This is a genomic window from Stenotrophomonas sp. PS02298, assembly GCF_029959445.1.
Classification (GTDB): Bacteria; Pseudomonadota; Gammaproteobacteria; order Xanthomonadales; family Xanthomonadaceae; genus Stenotrophomonas.
In genome coordinates, this window is the sequence record NZ_JASCOR010000035.1 from 1 (window position 1) to 20665 (window position 20665).

Below are 20665 nucleotides of genomic sequence, written 5' to 3' on the forward strand. Positions count from 1 at the left end.
GCCATGCTCGGCAGAGGCTCTACCGGTAAAGCCCCTGCCGAGCATGGCTCGGCACTACCGCTCCCTCCCTTGCGCGTAGCGCAGGGGAGGGTTGGGGAGGGGTGCTTTTGTGCTGTTGCCGTGGCTGTTGCTTCATCAGCTTCGCGGCCTACGCCGCTCCTACAAGGCCGTTGGCGGTTAGAATCTGCCATTCATTCTGTCGTTGGTAGTTGCCGTGAACCCGATGCGCATCCTGCTGCTGTCTTCCTGCCTGTTTGTCGGCGGCATCGCCTCGGCGGCCAATGACCTGCCCGGCGGTGGCATCGATCCGGAAGCGCTGTCGCGGCATGTACGCATCCTCGCCTCGGACGAGTTCGAAGGCCGTGCCCCGGCCTCGGCCGGTGAGCAGCGTACCGTGGACTATCTGGTCGATGAGTTCCGCAAGGCCGGCCTGCAGCCGGGTGGCAAGGACGGCAGCTGGGTGCAGGAGGTACCGCTGGTCCGTGCAACGGTGGACGGCCAGGTGCAGGCCAGCCTGAGCTTGAACGGCAAGTCGCAGCCGCTGGTCAACGGTGAGGACATTACATTGCAGAGCCTGAGCCCGTTCGGCGTGGTCGACCAGCAGGACACGCCGCTGGTGTTCATCGGCTATGGCATCTCCGCGCCGGAACGGCATTGGGACGATTACAAGGGTCTGGACCTGAGCGGCAAGATCGCCGTCGTGCTGATCAACGATGCCGACTTCGAGACCGAAGCGCCGGGTGCGTTCGACGGCAAGGCGGTCACCTATTACGGCCGCTGGACCTACAAGTTCGAGGAAGCCGCACGGCGCGGTGCCGAGGGCGTGCTGATCGTGCACGAGACCGCTCCGGCCGCCTATCCGTGGGCGACCGTGAAGGCGTCCGGTACTTCGCCGCTGTTCGATATCGAGCGCAGCAACGACGAGGCACAGGCTGCGCATACGCCGGTACGCGGCTGGATGCAGCGGGCCCTGGCTGAGCGCATCTTCAGCGCTGCTGGCCTCGATTTCGAGACCGAGAAACGCAAGGCGATGAAGGCTGACTTCCGTCCCGTCGAGCTCGGCGACGCCAGTCTCACCACCAGCTTCTGGGTCAAGCGTGAGCGCGTGGTCACCCGTAACGTGGTGGCCAAGCTGGAAGGCAGCAGCCATCCGCAGGAATCGGTGATCTTCTCCGCGCACTGGGATGCCTTCGGTATCGGTCAGCCGGACGCAAGCGGCCAGACCGTGCGCCACGGTGCCATCGACAACGCCACCGGCGTGGCCTCGGTGCTGGAGCTCGGCCGCGTGTTCGCTGCCGGCGCGCGCCCGCAGCGCTCGCTGTACTTCATCGCGTTGACGGCGGAAGAGAAGGGCCTGCTCGGTGCCAGCTATTACGCCGCGCACCCGCTGGCACCGCTGGAGACCACCGCAGCGGTATTGAACATCGAGATGTTCAGCCCGGACGGCGAAACCGCCGACATCGCGACCTGGGGCAATGGCCGGGTTTCGCTGGAAGACGATGTGCAGCGCATTGCCCAGGCGCGTGGCCGTCGCTGGTCACCGGATCCGAACCTGGAGGCCGGCTTCTTCTACCGCGCCGATCACTTTGCCTTTGCCCGCAAGGGCGTGCCGGCGATCACCGTCGGCGCCGGCCTGGACAAGCTGGATGGTGGTGTTGCCGCCGGCCGCGCGCTGCGTGATGCCTATTTCGCCAAGTGCTACCACCAGGCCTGCGACGCGTGGTCGCCGCAGTGGGATGCGCGTGGCTTGGCTGCCGACACCTTGTTGGTCTACGACATGGGTCTGGAGCTGGCCAACAGCCGGAAGTGGCCCACCTGGCAGAAGGGTGCGGAGTTCGAGGCTGCACGTGAAGCGAGTGATGCTGCTCGGCGTTGAATGATGTTGCCCGGCGCTGAGCGATGAGAAGACCGGCGGACTGAGTCCGCCGGTTTTTTTCTCTCATCCAAGCACAAAGCCACGTCAGCTCCGTTGCTTGCACAGCCTTACCGCCGCGTACCGTCCAGCCAGTTCGGCCCCTTGTTCTTCAGGAAGAACACATACACCACCAGCGATACCGCAATCACCGCGGTGACATAGATCGCAAACGTATCCACATGCCCGGTCTTCAGCGCGCCCTGATACAGCAACGGTGCCGTGCCGCCAAAAAGTGAATTGGCCATCGCATAGCCAAAGCCAACACCCAGCGCACGCACATGCGTGGGGAACAGCTCGGCCTTCACAACCGCGTTGATCGAGGTGTAGCCGGTGAGGATGACGAAGCCGACTGCCAGTACAAGGAAGGCCATCAGCGGATCATGCTGCTGCGGCAGCTGGGTGATCATGTACCAGCTGTAGAGCACGCCGCCGACGCCGAAGAACACCAGCAGGCTCTTTCGGCCGACGATGTCCGACAGCCAACCGCCCACCGGCTGCAGCAGCATCAAAAAGGTCAGCACGCCCAGGTTGATCACGGTGCCGGTCATCACGTCATTGCCGGCGAACGCGCCCTGGATCATCTTCGGCCCGTTCACCGAGTAGGTGTAGAACGCCACCGTGCCACCGGCGGTGATCAGGAAGCACAACAGCAACGGTCGCCATTGATGCACGAACAGCTCGTACATCGAGCCGGACGCCTTGGCGCGGCCATCCTTCGCGGCTTCGATGGAATCGGAGGTCAGTGATTCGTCCATGCTCCGGCGCAACCAGAACACCACGATGGCGGCAATGCCGCCGATGCCGAAGGCGATGCGCCAGCCCCAGGCGGAAATCTCGGGCTTGTCCCACAGCAGCAACATGCCGAGCAGGGTCAGTTGCGCCAGTACGTGGCCGCCAACCAGGGTGACGTAGTGGAACGAGGACAGGAAGCCGCGCCGGCCGGGAATCGCGGCTTCGGACATGTAGGTGGCGCTGGTGCCGTACTCGCCACCGGTGGCGAAACCCTGTGCCAGCCGCGCGAACAACAGGATCAGCGCCGCCGCGCCACCGATCTGCGCGGCGGTCGGGGTGATCGCGATCAGGAACGAGCAGGCTGCCATCACTGTCACCGATACCGTCAGTGCGCGGCGGCGGCCGTAGCGGTCGGCGAAGCGGCCGAAGTACCAGGCACCGATCGGGCGCATCAGGAAGGTGGCCGCGAAGATCGCCCACACGTAGATGGTGGAGTTCTTGTCGGCTGCCGAGAAGAACTGCGACTCGAAGTACACCGCGAACACCGAGTACACATAGACGTCATACCACTCGACCAGATTGCCGGCCGAACCTTTCAAGGTATTGGAGATGGAGCGGCGCAGGGCGACGCGGTCGGAAGCTGCCGGTGCGCTGGCGGTGGAGGTGTTCATGCAGGAGCTGTCCTCGCTTGAGGGCCAAGGGCCGGGCGATGCACGCCGTGGTGGCGTGGCGGTTGCCTCCACGCTAACCCAGCGCGTGTATGGATGATGTAGGTAGCTTGCCAAACGAATACAGCATGCTGTTTTTCAGACTGATCTCGGCGCCGCTGTGCCCTAGAATTCACCTTCCCCCGAATGGTGGCACCGCCTCATGTCCTCCCCCGTATCCACGCCGGCTGCTCCTCCCAGGGGTGGCCTTGTCGTTTTGGCCTTGTTCCTGGTCTACGTGGTGTGGGGGTCGACCTATCTCGGCATTCATCTGGCGCTGGAAAGCGGGCTGCCGCCGCTGACGGTCATCTCCGGCACGCGCTTCCTGCTCGCCGGCAGCCTGCTCTATGCCTTCCTGCGCTGGCGTGGCGTCGCCGCGCCGACCCGCGCGCAGTGGAAGACCGTGGCGGTGATGGGGGTGTGCCTGCTGTTCCTCGGCAATGGCATGGTGGTGCTGGCCGAGCGCGATGTGTCATCCGGTCTGGCAGCGGTGGCGGTGGCCTCGGTACCGTTGTGGATGGCGCTGTTCTCGGCCATCCGTGGCGAGAAGGCCACGCTTGGCGAGTGGCTGGGCATCGCCATCGGTTTCGTCGGCGTGGTCTGGCTCAATGCCGGCAGCAGCCTGACCGCGACGCCTACCGGGCTGATCCTGTTGCTGATCGCGCCGCTGGGCTGGGCCGGTGGCTCGATCTGGTCGCGCGGCCGCGACCTGCCATCGCCGTTCATGACTGCCGCCGGGCAGATGCTGTGCGGTGGCGTGGTGCTGATCAGCGTCGGCCTGCTGCGTGGCGAACGCATCAGCGCGCTGCCCAACCTGCAGGGCCTGTTGTCGGTGAGCTACCTGACCGTGTTCGGTTCGATCATCGCCTTCACCGCCTACGTGTGGCTGTTGCACAACGTGCGCCCGGTGCTGGCCAGCAGCTATGCCTACGTCAATCCGGTGATCGCCGTGGCGTTGGGCGCGTGGATCGCGCATGAGCGTTTCAGCGTTTCCGATCTTGGCGCGATGGCGGTGATCCTGGCCGGCGTCGTGGTCATCACCCTTGCAAGGCTGCGTCGCGCATGAACAGCAACAGCGAAACCCGCAACGGCCTCTGGGCCACCACCCTGGCCTTCGTCATCTGGGGCCTGTTCCCGCTGTACTGGCACCTGCTCAAGGAGGTGCCCTCGTTCCTGATCATTGCCCACCGCATCGTCTGGAGCGCGGTGCTGCTGGTTGGCGGCCTGGGCATCCTGCGCGGCTGGGGCTGGTTGACCGAGGTATGGGCAACGCCGCGGCGGTTCTGGCTGCTGGGCCTGTCCAGCCTGCTGATCGCGCTGAACTGGAGCCTGTACATCTGGGCGGTGAACGCCGGCCACGTGGTCGAGACCAGTCTTGGCTACTTCATCAACCCGCTGCTGAGCGTGCTGCTCGGGGTGATGGTGCTGGGTGAGCGGCTCGGCAAGCTGCAGTGGTTGGCGGTGGCGCTGGCAGCGCTGGGCGTGGCCTGGCTGACCTGGCAGAGCGGGCGCCCGCCGTGGATCGCGATTGGCCTGTCCATCACCTTTGGCCTGTATGGCCTGCTGCGCAAGCTGGTGGTTGTCGATGCGGTGAGCGGTCTGGGTGTGGAGAGCCTGTTCATGGTGGCACCGGCGCTGGCTTATGTGATCTGGGCCGAGGCCGGTCATGGCGGCGGTTTCATTTCCGGCTGGGGCGTCGGCAACGATGTACTGCTGGTGCTGGCCGGTGCGGTCAGCGCGATCCCGCTGATTGCCTTCGCCTTCGGCGTGCGGCGGGTGCCCCTGACGGTGGTCGGCCTGCTGCAGTACATCGCGCCGACCCTGCAGTTCCTGGTCGGTGTGCTGGTGTTCCGCGAGGCCTTCAATGCCAACCAGCTGGTCGGCTTCTGCCTGATCTGGGCCGGGCTGGTGGTGTTCGCGGTGGCCGGTGTGCGCAAGGCACGGATGGCGCGTGTGGCCTCGCCGACGGCGTAAGCAGCACGCCTCGTAGCTCGGGTAAGCGCAGCGCACCCGGGGCTGTTGGCGCATAGGGTAATGGCCGCCGTATCTCCTGCTCCCGGGTGCGCTGCGCTTACCCGGGCTACGCCACTCAGCGGTTGATGACGGCTTCGATGCGGTGCCCGTCCGGGTCGATCAGAAACGCCGCGTAGTAATGCGCGCCATAGTCCGTGCGCAGGCCCGGCGCGCCGTTGTCGCTGCCGCCGATGGCCAGCGCGCTCGCATGGAAGCGATCAACCGCAGGACGATCCGGCGCGGCGAAGGCCAGATGAAAGCCAGCACTTGCGGCGCTGGCGTCATCGCGCAGTTTCAGGCAGAACAGATCTTCATCGTCGACGAGGCCATAGCCGATGGCGGTGTCGTCCTCGAATACACGTCGGAAGCCCAGCGCGCCCAGTGCGGCATCGTAGAACGCGCCGCTCAGGGCGAGGTCGCGTACCGGGAAGGAAACGTGGTGCAGCATTTCAAGCGACCTGCGGGTTGGCGGGGAAGTGCTGACGTTAGCGGCTCTGCATCAACGTGTCTGCTGCTGATTGGCGTGTAGCGCCGTACAGGTGCCAACACAAACAAGAACGGCGCCCAAAGGCGCCGTTCTGTTTTGCGATCAGCAGCAGCTTACTTGGCCGTGCTGCTGTCCTTGTTCTTCATCATCGCGTCGCGGTTGGCCTTGAACGGGTTGCCTTCGTACCAGTTCGGCCACGCATCGCCGCCGGCCAGCTGCTGGCCAACGCCGTACAGCAGTTCCAGGTCCTCGACGACGCCGTCGAGCTTCCAGGTGGCCGGATCGTACTCGTCCTTCGGGCCGTGGTAACGGTCCTTGCCATAGGCTTCGGCGGCACGCTTGCCAGCCTCGACGCCGCCGTCGATCAGGTCTTCGCCGCCATCGGCATACAGTGCCGGCACGCCGGCCTTGGCGAAGTTGAAGTGATCGGAGCGGAAGTAGAAGCCGCTCTGCACCGAGCTTTCCGCATGCAGGGTACGGCCCTGCTTGGCGGCCAGCGGCTTGAGCAGGTCTTCCAGCTCGGAGCTGCCGAAGCCGGTGACAGTGAGGTCACGCGCGCGGCCATTGACCGACATCGCATCGATGTTGATCACGCCGGCAATCTTGTCCAGCGGGAAGGTCGGGTGGTTCACGTAGTACTGCGAACCGAGCAGGCCCGATTCCTCCAGCGTCACCGCCAGGAACACCACCGAGCGTTCCGGCGGGGTCTGCTGGTGCGCCATCGCATCGGCCACTTCAAGAATGCCGGCCACGCCGGTCGCGTTGTCGACCGCACCGTTGTAGATGTTGTCGCCTTCCTCGCCCTCATGCTTGCCCAGGTGGTCCCAGTGCGCCATGTACAGCACGGCTTCGTCGGCACGCTTGCTGCCCGGCAGTACGCCGACCACGTTGCGCGATTTCTTCTGAGCGATGGTGCTCTTCAGGTCCAGCGACAGGCTGGCGTTGAGCGGTGCCGGCTTGAAGCCGCGCTTGCTGGCGTCCTTGTAGGCCTTGTCCAGGTCCAGCCCGGCATCGGCGAACAGCTTGCGTGCGGCCTCGGCGCTGAGCCAGCCCTGTGCCTGCAGGCGCGGCTGGCTGTCTTCTGCTGCGGGCAGGTCGTATTGCGCACCGCCCCAGGAGTTCTTCACCACATCCCAGCCATAGGAAGCGCCGGCGCTGTCGTGCACGATCAACGCGGCGGCAGCGCCCTTGCGTGCGGCTTCCTCGAACTTGTAGGTCCAGCGCCCGTAATAGGTCATGCGCTTGCCATCGAACAACTTGGCGTCGTCGGTGTGGAAGCCCGGGTCGTTGACGAACATCACCACCGTCTTGCCCTTCCAATCCTGGCCGGTGTAGTCGTTCCAGTTCTGCTCGGGTGCATCCACGCCGTAACCAACGAAGACCAGATCGCTGTTGTCGATCTTGATTTCCGGCTGGCCGCTGCGGGTGCCGATCACCATGTCGGTGCCGAACACCAGGTCACGGCTGGCCTGGCCCTGCTGGATCTTCAGCACGGTGCTCGGATCTGCCGTGGTTTCGGTCATCGGCACTTCCTGGAACCAGCTGTCGCCGTTGCCCGGCTGCAGGCCGATGCGCTGCATCTGGTCGCGGATGTAGTTGACCGTCAGTTCTTCGCCGTTGCTGCCGGGGGCGCGGCCTTCGAATTCATCCGAGGCCAGCGTCTTCACCAGTTCGCCGAAGTCGGCGGCATTGATGCCACCGGCAAAGGTGTGGGCCGGCGGCGGTGCAGGGGCGGGCGCGGAAGACGCCGGTACCGGGGCCTCCTGCTTGCAGGCGGCCAGGGCCGCGGTCGCGGCCAGGCACAACAACAGTTTGCGATGCATGAGAACTCCGGGTTGCAAGATCGAACCCGGATTCTAGGCAGGATTGGCCTGCAATGCGCGTTCAGCGTGGCGCGGTTTCGCTATCGAAACGTTGTGGCGTGGCCCCGGTCACAGGACCGATCTTCGCCGAGTCGTGCACCAGCAGCACGACCTCACGCTCGAACACCAGCGAGCCTTCGACCACGGCATTCGGGCCGATGACGATCCGCGGCTTGCGCGGCGCGGTCAGCGAGATGCCGAACGAGGGACGATTGACCTTGATGCCGCCTTTGACAACTGAATCAATGCCAACGGTGATGTCGCCGTTGACGGTTTCGATGTCGCCACCGAGCTGCGCGGCGACCAGGCCGATGCTGCCGTTGACGGTTTCGATATTGCCGCCGATGCGGCTGCCGCGATCCACATAGATGCCGCCGTTCACCGTATCCAGGCCGTGGGTAAGCACCAGGTTGCGGCCGCCGTGGATCCCGCCGTTGACGGTTTCGATGCTGTGCGCCTGCACATTGTCTTCCGTGCGCACGCTGCCATTGACGGTCTCGACGCTGTTGGCCTGCACACCGGAAGCCAGCTGGATGCTGCCATTGACGGTTTCCAGGTCGCCATAGGTGTTGCCGGCCTGGGTCTGGATGCTGCCATTGACCTTGCTGATGTCGTCGGCGGCCAGCGCCAATGGGGCATTTGCGCTCAGCAGCAGAAGTAGAAATAGACGTTTCATGAGATCTCCACTGTGGAAATGCCGATGGACTGGGCGGCATGGCACCACGCTTGGGTACAATCCGCATCTGCCTGAAGTCACTGGAACCTCTTTGCGCCAGCCCAGTCACCAGCCCCGTTCCCGACGACCTGCGGCCCTGTCGCCATCGTGCGGTGCTTGCCTGTTGATGCTGGGCGCGCTGTTGGCTGGTCCATTATCGGCGCAGAACAGCTCGCGCGATACCGAGAAGAAGCTGCAGCAGCTGCGTGGTGAGATCAAGAGTGTTTCGCAGGAACGACGCCAGCTGGAAGGGCAGCGCGGTGAAGCAAGCCAGCGCCTGCGCGAGGCCGACCAGAAGGTCGCCCGCAGCGGCCGCGCGGTGGCCGAGGCCGAGGCGGCGGTGCAGCGCGAACAGCAGTCATTGGCGGCCCTGCAGCAACGCCGGGCCACGCTGGAAAGCGGCTTGGCCCAGCAGCGCCAGCAACTGGCAACGTTGCTGCGAGGCGCCTACCAGCTGGGCAACCACGCGCCATTGAAGCTGCTGCTGTCGCAGGACAGCGTGGCCGACGCCAATCGCGAACTGGCCTACCACCGCTACCTGCAGCGCGAGCGCGCCAGGGCAATTACCGGCCTGACCACCGACCTGCAGGCGCTGACCAGCACCGAGCAGCAGATCGTCGCGCGCAGCAAGGAACTGGAGCAGGCCCGCGAACAGCAACGCCAGCAGGCCGCAGCGCTGGCCCAGGACCGCCGCCAGCGCGCCAGCGTGTTGAGCGAACTGGATACCCGCTATCAGGATCGCAGCGAGCGCGAGAAGGCCTTGGGCAAAGACGCGCGCGCGCTGGAGCAGGTGCTGGCCAGCCTGCGTGCCGCGGCTGCCCGTGCCGAAGCCGAGCGCCGCGCGGCCGCCCGTCGCGCTGCCGAACAGGCGCGGGCAGCCGCTGCCAATAACAGCGGCTCCACCCGCAGCCCGGCCCGGGCTGCAGCGGGCAAGGTGCCACCGCGGGTGGTCGCCAATGCGCCGGCGCCACGGGTTGGCGGTCTGGGTTGGCCACTGTCGGGCAATCTGCTGGCCCGTTACGGCGGTCGCCTGCCAGATGGCCGCAACAGCGCCGGCGTGCTGATCGGCGCGCCGGTGGGTAGCACCGTCACCGCCGTGGCTGACGGTACGGTGGTGTTCTCCGACTGGATGACCGGTTACGGGATGATCCTGATCGTCGATCACGGCAACGGCTACATGAGCCTGTACGCGCACAACGACACCTTGCTGAAGGACGCCGGCGCCAGCATCAAGCGTGGCGATGCGGTGGCGAAGGTTGGCAACTCCGGTGGCCAGGGTGTGACCGCGCTGTATTTTGAACTGCGTCGCAACGGCCAGCCGGTGGATCCCTCGACCTGGCTGCAGCGGCAGTAACGCCCGCTGAGCGCTGGCGCAGCGGGCTGCGTCGATTCAACAAGAATTTAGCCGGGCTTCGCGCATAATCGGGTCCAGCGCGGTTATTGCGCATCCGTAATCTCATGGAGTGGTTCATGCGTGTAGCCCGTCTTGCTGCTGCCCTGCTGTTGGCCCTGTCACCGGCTGTTGCATTGGCCCAGAGCGCCCCGGACAAGGTGTCCAAGGCGGACGATCCCGATGCCAAGGAATCGGTCACCTCACGCGTACCCCTGGACGAGATCCGCCGCTTCGTCGGTGTCTACAACGCCGTGCGTGCGGCCTACGTTGATCCGGTGGATGACAAGAAGCTGATGCAGTCCGCCGTGCGCGGCCTGTTGCTGGAGCTGGATCCGCACAGTACCTACTTTGACAAGGAAGATGCCGAGGCCTTCGACGAGCAGACCAATGGTGCCTACGAAGGCATCGGCGTGGAAGTACTGCAGCAGGACAACACCTTGAAGGTGGTGTCGCCGATCGACGACACCCCGGCCGCGCGTGCCGGGCTGAAGGCAGGCGACCTGATCGTGGCCATCGACGGCACCCCGATCAACGCCATCGATGCCAGCGAACCTTTGCGCGGCAAGGCCGGCAGCAGCGTGGTGCTGACCATCGCCCGCGGCGAACAGAAGCCCTTCGATGTCACCGTGATGCGCGAGACCATCCGCGTCACCAGCGTGCGCAGCAAGATGCTGGAGCCTGGTTATGGCTACATCCGTATCAGCACCTTCCAGGCCGATACCGGTGCCGACTTCCAGAAGCAGTTGAACCAGTTGCAGGCGCAGGCCGGTGGCAAGTTGAAGGGCCTGGTGCTGGACCTGCGCAGCAATCCGGGTGGCCTGCTCACTGCTGCCGTGCAGGTGGCGGATGATCTGCTGGAAAGGGGCGGCATCGTCAGTACCCGCGGCCGTATCTCGATCAGCGATGCCAGGTTCGACGCCACCCCGGGCGACCTGCTCAAGGGCGCGCCGATGGTGGTGTTGGCCGACGCTGGCTCGGCCAGTGCTTCGGAAGTGTTGGCCGGCGCCCTGCGTGACAACGGTCGTGCCCGCGTGGTCGGCAGCCGCACCTTCGGCAAGGGCTCGGTGCAGACCGTGCTGCCGCTGGACAACGGCGACTCGGTCAAGCTGACCACCGCGCGCTACTACACCCCGAGCGGGCGCTCGATCCAGGCCACCGGCATCCTGCCGGATGTGGAACTGACGCCGGATCCGGCTGACGCGGTCAACGACCTGCCGGCCAGCCTGAGCGACTACAGCGAAGCCAAGCTGCCCGGCCATCTGCGTGGTGATGACGAAGCGGTGGGTAGCAAGGCCGGCGTGGTGTTGCCGGGCGATGCCCCGATCCAGTCCGCCCTGCAGGAGCTCAAGCACCCCGGCTCGGTAGCAGCGGCGCAGGCTGCAGCGGCGGCAAAGGCGAAGCCAGCTGCAGAAGCGAAGCCTGTTGCACCGGCGGAGGCCGCGAAGCCGGCAGAGACCACGAAGCCGGAAGCCCAGGAAAAGCCAGCAACGGAAGACAAGCCTCTGTAGTGCCGAGCCATGCTCGGCATGGGCTTCACCGGTAAGGCCTCAGCCGGACATGGTTCGGCTCTACCTCAACACCCGCCCACCCGCGATCTGATGGATCGCGGGCTTCGCGGCTTACGCCGCTCCCACTAAAAGAACAGGCAGGGCTAGAAGCCCTTGCGCTTGCGCAGGCGCCGGGCAATCGCCGCACGCACATACAGCCCGTAAGCCACGCCAAACAGAAAGCCGGCCACATGTGCCGACCAGGCCACCATGCCGAAGCTGGGGCCGATATAGGCGAACACCACCTGCAGGGCTGCCCACACGCCGATCAGCAGGAACGCCGGCGCACGCACGAATTCCAGGAACAAACCCAGTGGTAGCACCACGCCCAGCTTGGCGCTTGGGAACAGGGTCAGATACGCGCCCATCAGCGCCGACACCGCGCCGCTTGCACCGATGATGGTGCGCTCCGGTGAGCCGATCACATACAGCGCGGCGAGGTTGGCGATGGCACCGCCAAACAGGAACAGCAGCAGCAGGCGCCACGGCCCCAGCACCCGCTCGGCGGGCAGGCCGAAGATCAGCAGGAACACCAGGTTGCCCAGCAGATGTGACCAATCGGCATGCAGGAACAGCGCGGTGAACAACCTTAATACGCTGCCATCGCGTAATGCCGCCCACCACTCCTGGCCGCTGCCCAGGCCGGTGGCCAGCGCACCCCAGTCCAGCCACAACGAGCGTCGCGCCTCATCCGGCCGTGAGATGGACCAGAGGAAGGCGGCCAGCAAGGTCAGGCACAGCAAGGGCACCGCCCAGCGCAGGCCTGACTTATTTCTGGAAGGAATGGAGACGAACATGAGTGCGGAAGCCTAACCCGGGACTGCCCGGTGCGGGCTGGGAATATGTCTTACGTCGTTATTGTTTAGTTAACGAGCGTGGGTGATACTGCATACGGCGTCGTATGTCGGGAGGGGACTCCGGCGCACTGTCAAGTAGCTTGCTGCTTGGGAGTGCAGGCGCAAAACGACCATTACCGTTTACGGAGAGAGCTTCCACCATGACCGCTTCTGCTATTGCTCGCGTAACTGCCCTTGCTGTCGGTATTGCCGGCGCCCTGGCTTTCAGCCACGCCGATGCTGCTGCCTTCCAGCTGAAGGAAAACAGCGCCAAGGGCCTCGGCCGCGCTTTTGCCGGTTCCGGCAGCGCCAAGGGAGATGCATCCATCATCGCCGTCAACCCGGCCGGCATGCGCCAGCTGGACGGCATGCAGATCCAGGGTGACCTGAGTGCCATCAGCTTCTCGGCTGAGTTCAAGGGCAGCGGCCGCACCCCGGTAGGTACCCCGCAGACTGGCGGTGACGGCAGTGATGCCGGCATGATCGCGCCGGTTCCGGCGGCCTATTTCCATATGCCGATCGGTGAGCAGGCTCACTTCGGTGTGTCGCTGACCGCGCCGTTCGGCTTCAAGACCGAATACGACAAGGGCTGGGTCGGCCGTTACAGCGGCTTGAAGACCGATCTGAAGGCTATCGATCTGGGTTTTGCAGCGTCCTATGACGTCAATCCGTACGTGTCCTTCGGCGCTTCGGTGTTCGTTGAGCACCTGACCATCGAGCTGAGCAACAACATCGACTTCGGCACCGCGCTGGCTCAGTCGCGCGTGCCGGGCTTCGCACCAGGCAATGCCGACGGCAAGCTGACCGTGGAAGGCGACAACAATGCCGTGGGTTGGACCGTTGGTGGCTTGTTCAGCCCCGATGAGAACACCCATATCGGTATCAGCTATCGCTCCAAGGTCGAGCACAAGGTCACCGGCGGCAAGGCTACGTTCGACGTACCGCCAGAAGCCGCTGCGGTACTGGCAGTAGCCCAGCCGGGCCGCTTCACCAGCACCTCGGGCAAGGCCACGCTGACCCTGCCGGCTTCGGCCACCTTGAGCGTTACCCACAACGTCAACGACCGCTGGACCGTGATGGGTGATGTCACCCGCACCGCCTGGTCGACCGCGTTTGACCAGGTCACCATCGACTACGCCTCGGCGCAGCCGGACTCGGTGCTGGAATTCGGTTACCGCGACACGACCTTCGTTTCGCTGGGTACCGACTTCAAGTTGAGCGATACCGTCACCCTGCGCGGTGGTATCGCACTGGACCAGACTCCGACCACGAACGCGCATCGCGACGTGCGCGTGCCGGATACCAGCCGTAAGTGGCTGTCGCTGGGCGTGGGTTGGACCCCGTCGGAAAACATCGAGTACAACTTCGGCTACACCCACCTGTTCACCAGCGATCCGGACGTGAATATCGCTGGCACCACCAACAACCAGGGCAACTCGCTGACCGGCAAGTACAAGGTCCGCGGCGATGTTCTGGCTGCCTCGGTCAACTACAAGTTCTAATTGAACCTGTAATTGATGCATGCAGAAAGCCCCGCGCAAGCGGGGCTTTTTGTTTGTGTGCTTGCCTTGTGGGAGCGGTGTAAGCCGCGAAGCTGGCGTCATCGAAACTACCGGCATATCTGCAATCTGGCCGAGCATCTGCTTCGCGGCTTACGCCGCTCCCACAGTTCCTGCGGTGTTGGTGCATTGCCGGGAAAGCCTCTGCCGAGCATGGCTCGGCACTACCGCTCCCTCCCTTTCGCGCAGCGAAGGGGAGGGCTGGGGAGGGGTAGGCTTTTCGCAGGACAAAGAAAAACCCCGCTTGCGCGGGGTTTTTCTCAATCACGGAACGATTGGAATCAATCGCCCAGCGTCAGCAGCGAGGCGTTGCCGCCGGCGGCGGTGGTGTTCACCGTCACCGTCTTCTCGGTGGCGAAGCGCAGCAGGTAGTGCGGGCCGCCGGCCTTGGGGCCGGTGCCGGACAGGCCCTGGCCACCGAACGGCTGCACGCCGACCACGGCGCCGATCTGGTTGCGGTTGACGTAGACGTTGCCGACGTTGACGCGCGCTGCAATGCGATCAACGGTTTCGTCGATGCGCGAATGCACGCCCAGGGTCAGGCCGTAGCCGGTGGCGTTGATCTGGTCGATCACCGCATCCAGCTGATCGGCCTTCCAGCGGATCACGTGCAGGACCGGCCCGAAGATTTCCTTGTGCAGCTGGTTCAGGTCCTTCAGCTCGTACGCACGCGGGGCGAAGAAGGTGCCGTGCGCGGCCGCATCGGACAGCGGTGCGGCGGCGATCAGGCGTGCCTCGGCGTCCATGCGCACGGCGTGATCCTTGAGGATCTGCAGTGCGTCGGCGTCGATGACCGGACCGACGTCGGTGGACAGTTCGCCCGGGTCGGCAACCTTCAGTTCGGCCATCGCGCCGGACAGCATGCCCATCACCTTGTCGGCGATGTCGTCCTGCACGAACAGCACGCGCGCTGCCGAGCAACGCTGGCCGGCGGAGGTGAAGGCCGAACCGATCGCGTCCTTGACCAGCTGTTCCGGCAGCGCCGAGGAGTCGGCGATGAAGGCGTTCTGGCCACCGGTCTCGGCGATCAGCACGCCGATGGCGGCATCGCGTGCGGCCATCGCGCGGTTGATGGCGCGGGCGGTCTCGGTGGAGCCGGTGAAGGCCACGCCAGCCACGCGCGGGTCGGCGGTCAGCGCGGCACCGACGGTGGCACCGTCGCCCGGCAGGAACTGCAGCACGCCTTCCGGCACGCCTGCGTCGAGCAGCAGCTTCACTGCGTAGTAGCCGATCAGATTGGTCTGTTCGGCCGGCTTGGCGATGACGCTGTTGCCAGCGGCCAGGGCAGCGGCCACCTGGCCGAGGAAGATGGCCAGCGGGAAGTTCCACGGGCTGATGCAGACGAAGACGCCACGGCCGTGCAGCTGCAGCTCGTTGCTTTCGCCGGTCGGGCTGGGCAGCTTCTCGGCGGTGCCGAACTGCTCGCGTGCCTGCTTGGCGTAGTAACGCAGGAAGTCGACCGCTTCGCGCACTTCGGCGACGCCGTCGGGCAGGCTCTTGCCTGCTTCCTTCACGCACAGCGCCATGAACTCGGCGATGCGCGATTCAAGCTGATCGGCGGCGTGCTCGAGGATGGCGGCGCGGCTGGCGGCCGGGGTGCGGTTCCAGGCCGGCTGTGCGGCGACGGCATTGGCCAGCGCCCTCTGCACGGTGGCGGCATCGGCAGCCTGCCAGTGACCGACGACCTGGCGGTTGTCGGCCGGGTTGACCACCGGCTGCGACGGCGTGCCCGCGGCCACGCCCTGCACCAGCGGGGTCGCCTGCCAGGGCTTGATGGCGGCGTTGAGCTGCTCGGCCAGGGCGCGCAGTTCGTTGTCATTGGCGAGGTTGATGCCCATGGAGTTGGTCCTGTCGTGGTTCTGGCTGCGCAGCAAATCAACCGGCAGCGGGATCTTGGGGTGCGGGATGGAAGCGAACGAAGACACGGCTTCGACCGGATCGCGGATCAGGTCGTCGATGGACACGTCTTCATCGGTGATGCGGTTGACGAAGCTGGAGTTGGCGCCGTTTTCCAGCAGGCGACGCACCAGGTAGGGCAGCAGGTCTTCGTGCGAGCCGACCGGTGCGTATACGCGGCAGGGCACGTTCAGACGGTCAGCCGGGATCACCTCGGCGTACAGGTCATCGCCCATGCCGTGCAGCTTCTGGTGCTCGTACACACCGCCCTTGGCGATCTGCTTGATCGTGGCGATGGTGGCCGCGTTGTGGGTCGCGAACATCGGGTAGATCGCATCGGCATGGCCGAACAGGCGCTTGGCGCAGGCGATGTAGGACACGTCGGTGTTCTGCTTGCGGGTGAACACCGGGTAGCCGGGCAGGCCTTCGATCTGCGCGCGCTTGATTTCCGCATCCCAGTACGCGCCCTTGACCAGGCGCACCTGCAGCTTGTGGCCGATGCGGCGGGCCAGGTCGGCGAGGTAATCGATCGTGTACGGCGTGCGCTTCTGGTAGGACTGCACGACGATGCCGAAGCCCGCCCAGCCCTTCAGCGACGGATCGCTGACCACGCGCTCGATGATGTCCAGCGACAGTTCCAGACGGTCGCTTTCCTCGGCGTCGACGGTGCAGCCGATGCCATAGGACTTGGCCAGCTGCGCCAGTTCCAGCACGCCCGGTACCAGGTCCTTGAGCACGCGCTCGCGCTTGGCATGTTCGTAGCGCGGGTACAGCGCCGACAGCTTGATCGAGATGCCGTGCGACTTGGTCACGTCGCCATCGGCCTTGCCGCCACGGGCGATGTTGTCGCCGCCGATCGCGTGGATGGCGCGACGGTAGTCTTCCAGGTAGCGCAGCGCGTCCTTCATGGTCAGCGCGCCTTCGCCGAGCATGTCGAAGGAGTAGCGGTAGTTGCTGTTGTCGCCCTTGTGCGAACGCGACAGCGCTTCGTCGATGGTGCGGCCCATGACGAACTGGTGGCCCATGATCTTCATTGCCTGACGCACGGCCAGGCGGATCACCGGCTCGCCAACGCGGCCGATCAGACGCTTGAACGCGCCATGCACGTCGCGCTTGGTGGCATCGGCCAGGTCAACCAGGTGACCGGTGAGCATCAGGCCCCAGGTCGAGGCATTGACCAGCACCGAATCGGACTGGCCCATGTGGCGCTTCCAGTCGGCCTCGCCCAGCTTGTCGCGGATCAGCTTGTCGGCGGTTTCCTGGTCCGGAATGCGCAGCAGGGCTTCGGCCACGCACATCAGCAGCACGCCTTCCTCGCTACCGAGGTCGTACTGGCGCATGAAGGCTTCGATCGCGCCCTGGTTCTTGGAACGGGCGCGCACGCGGCGCACCAGGTCAGCGGCGGTGGCCTGTACCTGTGCCTGTTCGGCGGCCGGCAGGCGCGCCTGTTCCAGCAGTTCGCGGACGTGGCTGGCTTCGTCCTTGAGCCATGCATCGGTGATGGCCTGGCGCAGCGCGGATGGCGCCGGCGGCAGCTCGGGCGTCAGCAGCGGCGGGGCCGGTGACGTAGGGGAGGCGACATCAGGAGAAGGTGTTGCGTTCATGCGCTCGGCCACAGTTGGATTCGGCCATTTTAATCTTCGGCGGCGGATTTCCTAGTCCCCTGCGGGCCTCTGTTTGCAGGGTGAAAGCACTGGCCTGTGGGCGCTTTTGCAATATTCAGCGAGGTGATTTGGATTGTGCCGATTCCGGCATCTAAATCGACGTGCTTGGACGATATGGGCACAGTTTTGATGTGCACTGCAGCATTGATGACGATGATGAATGGAAGCTTGCCGGGTGTGTGCGGGCAGGGCTACCATCGAACTCGATTTCCGCGGAATGGGCGCGGCTGTGATGATCCAGGTGCTTCGGCAAGATTCCGATGGCTCAGGGACGCAGCTGCTACTGCACCCCCCACGGGCACTCAGTGCTCGGCAGTTCGTCCAGTTGTTTGCAGCGTTGGCAGGATTGATGGTGTTCGCGGCCGGCCTGGCTTGGCTGTCCGGCAACCGCCTGGCCCCTGTCTTCGCGTTGTTGCATGGCTTTCTGGTGGCGGCTGCACTTCGCGCATGTTGGCGCAGCAGCAATCGCCGGGAAGAGATCCGGGTAGGACCGGACTGCGTGGAAGTGATTCCCGCGGCCGGAGTTTCGCCGGTATTCCACGCACACCCGTACTGGGTGCGGGTGGTGACCGGGAAGGAACGGGTCCTGCTGGTTTCCAGCGGCAAGTGGGTGGAAGTGGGGAGTTTCCTCGCACCCGTGGAACGTCGGGAACTTGCGGTGACACTTGAAGGCTTGCTCGCGGCCAGCAATGGCAGCAACCGATGACGTCAAGGGTCTAGGCAATGAAGCAAAGCAGCGTGTGGGGCGCGAAGTTGAAACACGGTTTGGCAGCGGCAGCGATGATGCTGTCGGCGCAGGCAGCATGGGCGCAATCGGCCGATCCCAAGGAATGGCAGCTCAATATGGGCAAGGGCGTCACCCATACCTCGCGTATGGCGTGGGACGCACATATGGTGGCGTTGTGGGTATGTACCGTCATCGGCGTGCTGGTGTTCGGCGCGATGGCCTACGCCATGTTCAAGTTCCGCAGGTCCAAGGGCGCGGTGGCCAAGCAGTTCAGCCACAACACCAAGGCGGAAATCATCTGGACCGTCATCCCCATCATCATCCTGGTGGTGATGGCCTGGCCGGCCACGGCCAAGCTGATCGCCATGTACGACACCCGCGATTCCGAGATGACGGTGAAGATCACCGGCTATCAGTGGATGTGGAAGTACGAATACCTCGGTGAGGACGTGGTATTCACCAGCCGCCTGGACCGCAAGTCCGACGAAGTGCGGCAGAGCGGCAGCGTGCCGACCATGGCCAGCGATCCGCACTACCTTCTCGACGTGGACAACCCGCTGGTGCTGCCGGTGGATACCAAGGTGCGTTTCGTCATCACCTCCGACGACGTGATCCATGCGTGGTGGGTGCCGGCGCTGGGCTGGAAGCAGGACGCCGTGCCGGGCTTCATCAACGAACGCTGGACCAACATCGAAACCGAAGGCGTGTACCGCGGCCAGTGCGCGGAGCTGTGCGGCAAGGACCACGGCTTCATGCCGATCGTGGTCAAGGCCGTGTCCAAGGACGAGTTCAAGTCCTGGCTGGCCTCGCGCAAGCCCGCGCCTGCAGCACCTGCCGAAACTGAGCCCGCACCTGCTGCCGAACCGGTACCTGCGGCTGCGCCAGAAGCAACGCAACCGGAAGCAACCCCCGCCGCACCTGCGGCGGCCGCGGCCTGATACCACTGCGTGCCGGTGCAGCCGGCGCGATGCCTGAAAACGCATAACGAGGTGTAGTTGCAATGGCGAATACCGCAGTGGACCACTCCGATCACCACGGCCACCAACAGGGCTTCTTCGAGCGCTGGTTCTTCTCGACCAATCACAAGGACATCGGCACGCTCTACCTGCTTTTCAGCTTCACGATGTTCATCATCGGTGCGGCGATGAGTGTGGTGATCCGCTTGGAGCTGGCGCAACCCGGCCTGCAGTTCGTCAAGCCCGAGTTCTTCAACCAGATGACCACCGTGCATGCACTGGTGATGATCTTCGGTGGGGTGATGCCGGCCTTCGTCGGCCTCGCCAACTGGATGATCCCGCTGCAGATCGGCGCGCCCGACATGGCGCTGCCGCGCATGAACAACTGGTCATTCTGGTTGCTGCCGGTGGCCTTCGGCATGTTGCTGGTGACCCTGTTCCTGCCCGGTGGTGCACCGGCCGGTGGCTGGACGCTGTATCCGCCGCTGTCGCTGCAGGGTGGCTACAACGTCGCCTTCAGCGTATTCGCCATCCACGTGGCCGGTGTCAGCTCGATCATGGGCGCGATCAACATCATCGCCACCGTGCTCAACATGCGTGCACCGGGTATCGACCTGCTGAAGATGCCGATCTTCTGCTGGACCTGGCTGATCACGGCCTTCCTGCTGATCGCGGTGATGCCGGTGCTGGCTGGCGCGGTGACCATGCTGCTGACCGACAAGTTCTTCGGCACCAGCTTCTTCAATGCCGCCGGTGGCGGTGACCCGGTGATGTTCCAGCACATCTTCTGGTTCTTCGGTCACCCCGAGGTCTACATCATGATCCTGCCGGCATTCGGCGTGGTCAGCGAGATCCTGCCGACCTTCAGCCGCAAGCCGCTGTTCGGTTACCAGGCGATGGTCTATGCAACCGCCGCCATCGCCTTCCTGTCGTTCATCGTGTGGGCCCACCACATGTTCACGGTGGGCATGCCGTTGGGTGGCGAGATCTACTTCATGTTCGCCACGATGCTGATCTCCATCCCGACCGGTGTGAAGGTATTCAACTGGGTCAGCACGATGTGGGAGGGCTCGCTGACGTTCGAGACGCCGATGCTGTTCTCCATCGCCTTCGTCATCCTCTTCACCATCGGTGGTTTCTCCGGCCTGATGCTGGCCATCGTGCCGGCCGACTACCAGTACCACGACACCTATTTCGTGGTGGCGCACTTCCACTACGTGCTGGTGACCGGCGCGGTATTGGCGCTGATTGCCGCGGTTTACTACTGGTGGCCGAAGTGGACCGGTCGCATGTACAACGAGTTCTGGGGCAAGTTCCATTTCTGGTGGACGATGGTGTTCGTCAACCTGCTGTTCTTCCCGCAGCACTTCCTCGGCCTGGCCGGCATGCCGCGACGTATCCCGGACTACAACCCGGTGTTCGCCGACTGGAACCTGATCAGCTCGATTGGCGCATTCGGCATGTTCGCCACGCCGTTCATGATGGCGGCGATCCTGCTGTCCTCGCTGCGTAACGGCAAGCGTGCCGAAGCGCGTGCCTGGGAAAGCGCCAAGGGCCTGGAGTGGACCATTCCGTCGCCGGCGCCCGCGCATACCTTTACCGTGCCGCCGGTGATCAAGCCGGGCGATCTGGCGCATGACGACGTGACCCATTGAG

General features: G+C 64.7%; 15 protein-coding genes. 9 read left to right on the forward strand and 6 right to left on the reverse strand.

The window, feature by feature from the left end; genetic code table 11:
- Window positions 1-223 precede the first annotated feature (223 nt).
- Window positions 224-1876, forward strand: a complete 1653-nt coding sequence (locus QMX78_RS07605) for a M28 family metallopeptidase (protein ID WP_282268165.1) — start codon at window positions 224-226, stop codon at window positions 1874-1876.
- A gap of 107 nt (window positions 1877-1983) precedes the next feature.
- On the opposite strand, the gene QMX78_RS07610 is transcribed toward QMX78_RS07605, so the two are convergent.
- On the reverse strand, window positions 1984-3318 hold the full coding sequence (locus QMX78_RS07610) for an MFS transporter (protein WP_282268114.1): 1335 nt from the start codon (window positions 3316-3318) through the stop codon (window positions 1984-1986).
- 199 nt (window positions 3319-3517) lie between these two features.
- Here QMX78_RS07610 and yedA point away from each other — a divergent pair, with 199 nt between their 5' ends.
- Both yedA and rarD read left to right on the forward strand, forming a co-directional pair.
- Complete coding sequence (gene yedA, locus QMX78_RS07615; protein ID WP_282268116.1) at window positions 3518-4420, forward strand: drug/metabolite exporter YedA; 903 nt, start codon at window positions 3518-3520, stop codon at window positions 4418-4420.
- Window positions 4417-5328, forward strand: coding sequence for an EamA family transporter RarD (gene rarD / locus QMX78_RS07620; RefSeq protein WP_282268118.1), 912 nt, complete (start codon window positions 4417-4419; stop codon window positions 5326-5328). The genes yedA and rarD overlap by 4 nt, the downstream gene beginning before the upstream one ends.
- A 115-nt stretch (window positions 5329-5443) precedes the next feature.
- Here rarD and QMX78_RS07625 read toward each other — a convergent pair whose 3' ends face one another.
- The 3 genes from QMX78_RS07625 to QMX78_RS07635 all read right to left on the reverse strand — a co-directional run bounded on the left by QMX78_RS07625 (window position 5444) and on the right by QMX78_RS07635 (window position 8392).
- The gene (locus QMX78_RS07625) at window positions 5444-5815 is read right to left on the reverse strand and encodes a VOC family protein (protein WP_282268121.1); all 372 of its coding nucleotides are present in this window, start codon (window positions 5813-5815) and stop codon (window positions 5444-5446) included.
- A 152-nt stretch (window positions 5816-5967) separates the two neighbouring features.
- Window positions 5968-7677 (reverse strand): M28 family metallopeptidase, encoded by a 1710-nt coding sequence (locus tag QMX78_RS07630; RefSeq protein WP_282268122.1) that lies wholly within the window; start codon window positions 7675-7677, stop codon window positions 5968-5970.
- A 61-nt stretch (window positions 7678-7738) separates the two neighbouring features.
- The gene (locus QMX78_RS07635) at window positions 7739-8392 is read right to left on the reverse strand and encodes a hypothetical protein (RefSeq protein WP_282268124.1); all 654 of its coding nucleotides are present in this window, start codon (window positions 8390-8392) and stop codon (window positions 7739-7741) included.
- A 166-nt stretch (window positions 8393-8558) separates the two neighbouring features.
- Between QMX78_RS07635 and QMX78_RS07640 the strand changes: the two genes are divergently transcribed.
- Together QMX78_RS07640 and QMX78_RS07645 are read left to right on the forward strand one after the other, a co-directional pair.
- Window positions 8559-9785 (forward strand): peptidoglycan DD-metalloendopeptidase family protein, encoded by a 1227-nt coding sequence (locus QMX78_RS07640; RefSeq protein WP_282268126.1) that lies wholly within the window; start codon window positions 8559-8561, stop codon window positions 9783-9785.
- 116 nt (window positions 9786-9901) lie between these two features.
- Window positions 9902-11332: a S41 family peptidase gene (locus QMX78_RS07645; protein WP_282268128.1), complete on the forward strand. Its 1431-nt coding sequence runs from the start codon at window positions 9902-9904 to the stop codon at window positions 11330-11332.
- Window positions 11333-11475: 143 nt separating this feature from the next.
- Here QMX78_RS07645 and QMX78_RS07650 read toward each other — a convergent pair whose 3' ends face one another.
- Entirely contained in the window at window positions 11476-12168 is a 693-nt protein-coding gene (locus QMX78_RS07650; protein ID WP_282268130.1) for a rhomboid family intramembrane serine protease, read from the reverse strand.
- A 200-nt stretch (window positions 12169-12368) separates the two neighbouring features.
- On the opposite strand from QMX78_RS07650, the gene QMX78_RS07655 reads away from it, so the two are divergent.
- Complete coding sequence (locus tag QMX78_RS07655) at window positions 12369-13709, forward strand: outer membrane protein transport protein (protein WP_282268132.1); 1341 nt, start codon at window positions 12369-12371, stop codon at window positions 13707-13709.
- A 338-nt stretch (window positions 13710-14047) separates the two neighbouring features.
- Here QMX78_RS07655 and putA read toward each other — a convergent pair whose 3' ends face one another.
- Window positions 14048-17266: a bifunctional proline dehydrogenase/L-glutamate gamma-semialdehyde dehydrogenase PutA gene (putA, locus tag QMX78_RS07660; protein ID WP_282268134.1), complete on the reverse strand. Its 3219-nt coding sequence runs from the start codon at window positions 17264-17266 to the stop codon at window positions 14048-14050.
- Window positions 17267-17558: 292 nt separating this feature from the next.
- Between putA and QMX78_RS07665 the strand changes: the two genes are divergently transcribed.
- The 3 genes from QMX78_RS07665 (at window position 17559) to ctaD (ending at window position 20664) form a co-directional block, all read left to right on the forward strand.
- The gene (locus tag QMX78_RS07665; protein ID WP_282268136.1) at window positions 17559-18032 is read left to right on the forward strand and encodes a DUF2244 domain-containing protein; all 474 of its coding nucleotides are present in this window, start codon (window positions 17559-17561) and stop codon (window positions 18030-18032) included.
- Window positions 18033-18049: 17 nt separating this feature from the next.
- Entirely contained in the window at window positions 18050-18991 is a 942-nt protein-coding gene (gene coxB, locus QMX78_RS07670; RefSeq protein ID WP_282268138.1) for a cytochrome c oxidase subunit II, read from the forward strand.
- Window positions 18992-19053: 62 nt separating this feature from the next.
- Window positions 19054-20664: a cytochrome c oxidase subunit I gene (gene ctaD / locus QMX78_RS07675; RefSeq protein WP_282268140.1), complete on the forward strand. Its 1611-nt coding sequence runs from the start codon at window positions 19054-19056 to the stop codon at window positions 20662-20664.
- The last annotated feature ends 1 nt before the right edge of the window (window position 20665 follow it).

Bases quoted from the DNA above. Each gene is read 5' to 3' on its own strand.
- QMX78_RS07605 (WP_282268165.1), top strand. From the start codon at position 224: ATGCGCATCCTGCTGCTGTCTTCCTGCCTGTTTGTCGGCGGCATCGCC.
- QMX78_RS07610 (WP_282268114.1), bottom strand. From the start codon at position 3,318: ATGAACACCTCCACCGCCAGCGCACCGGCAGCTTCCGACCGCGTCGCC.
- yedA (WP_282268116.1), top strand. From the start codon at position 3,518: ATGTCCTCCCCCGTATCCACGCCGGCTGCTCCTCCCAGGGGTGGCCTT.
- rarD (WP_282268118.1), top strand. From the start codon at position 4,417: ATGAACAGCAACAGCGAAACCCGCAACGGCCTCTGGGCCACCACCCTG.
- QMX78_RS07625 (WP_282268121.1), bottom strand. From the start codon at position 5,815: ATGCTGCACCACGTTTCCTTCCCGGTACGCGACCTCGCCCTGAGCGGC.
- QMX78_RS07630 (WP_282268122.1), bottom strand. From the start codon at position 7,677: ATGCATCGCAAACTGTTGTTGTGCCTGGCCGCGACCGCGGCCCTGGCC.
- QMX78_RS07635 (WP_282268124.1), bottom strand. From the start codon at position 8,392: ATGAAACGTCTATTTCTACTTCTGCTGCTGAGCGCAAATGCCCCATTG.
- QMX78_RS07640 (WP_282268126.1), top strand. From the start codon at position 8,559: ATGCTGGGCGCGCTGTTGGCTGGTCCATTATCGGCGCAGAACAGCTCG.
- QMX78_RS07645 (WP_282268128.1), top strand. From the start codon at position 9,902: ATGCGTGTAGCCCGTCTTGCTGCTGCCCTGCTGTTGGCCCTGTCACCG.
- QMX78_RS07650 (WP_282268130.1), bottom strand. From the start codon at position 12,168: ATGTTCGTCTCCATTCCTTCCAGAAATAAGTCAGGCCTGCGCTGGGCG.
- QMX78_RS07655 (WP_282268132.1), top strand. From the start codon at position 12,369: ATGACCGCTTCTGCTATTGCTCGCGTAACTGCCCTTGCTGTCGGTATT.
- putA (WP_282268134.1), bottom strand. From the start codon at position 17,266: ATGAACGCAACACCTTCTCCTGATGTCGCCTCCCCTACGTCACCGGCC.
- QMX78_RS07665 (WP_282268136.1), top strand. From the start codon at position 17,559: ATGATCCAGGTGCTTCGGCAAGATTCCGATGGCTCAGGGACGCAGCTG.
- coxB (WP_282268138.1), top strand. From the start codon at position 18,050: ATGAAGCAAAGCAGCGTGTGGGGCGCGAAGTTGAAACACGGTTTGGCA.
- ctaD (WP_282268140.1), top strand. From the start codon at position 19,054: ATGGCGAATACCGCAGTGGACCACTCCGATCACCACGGCCACCAACAG.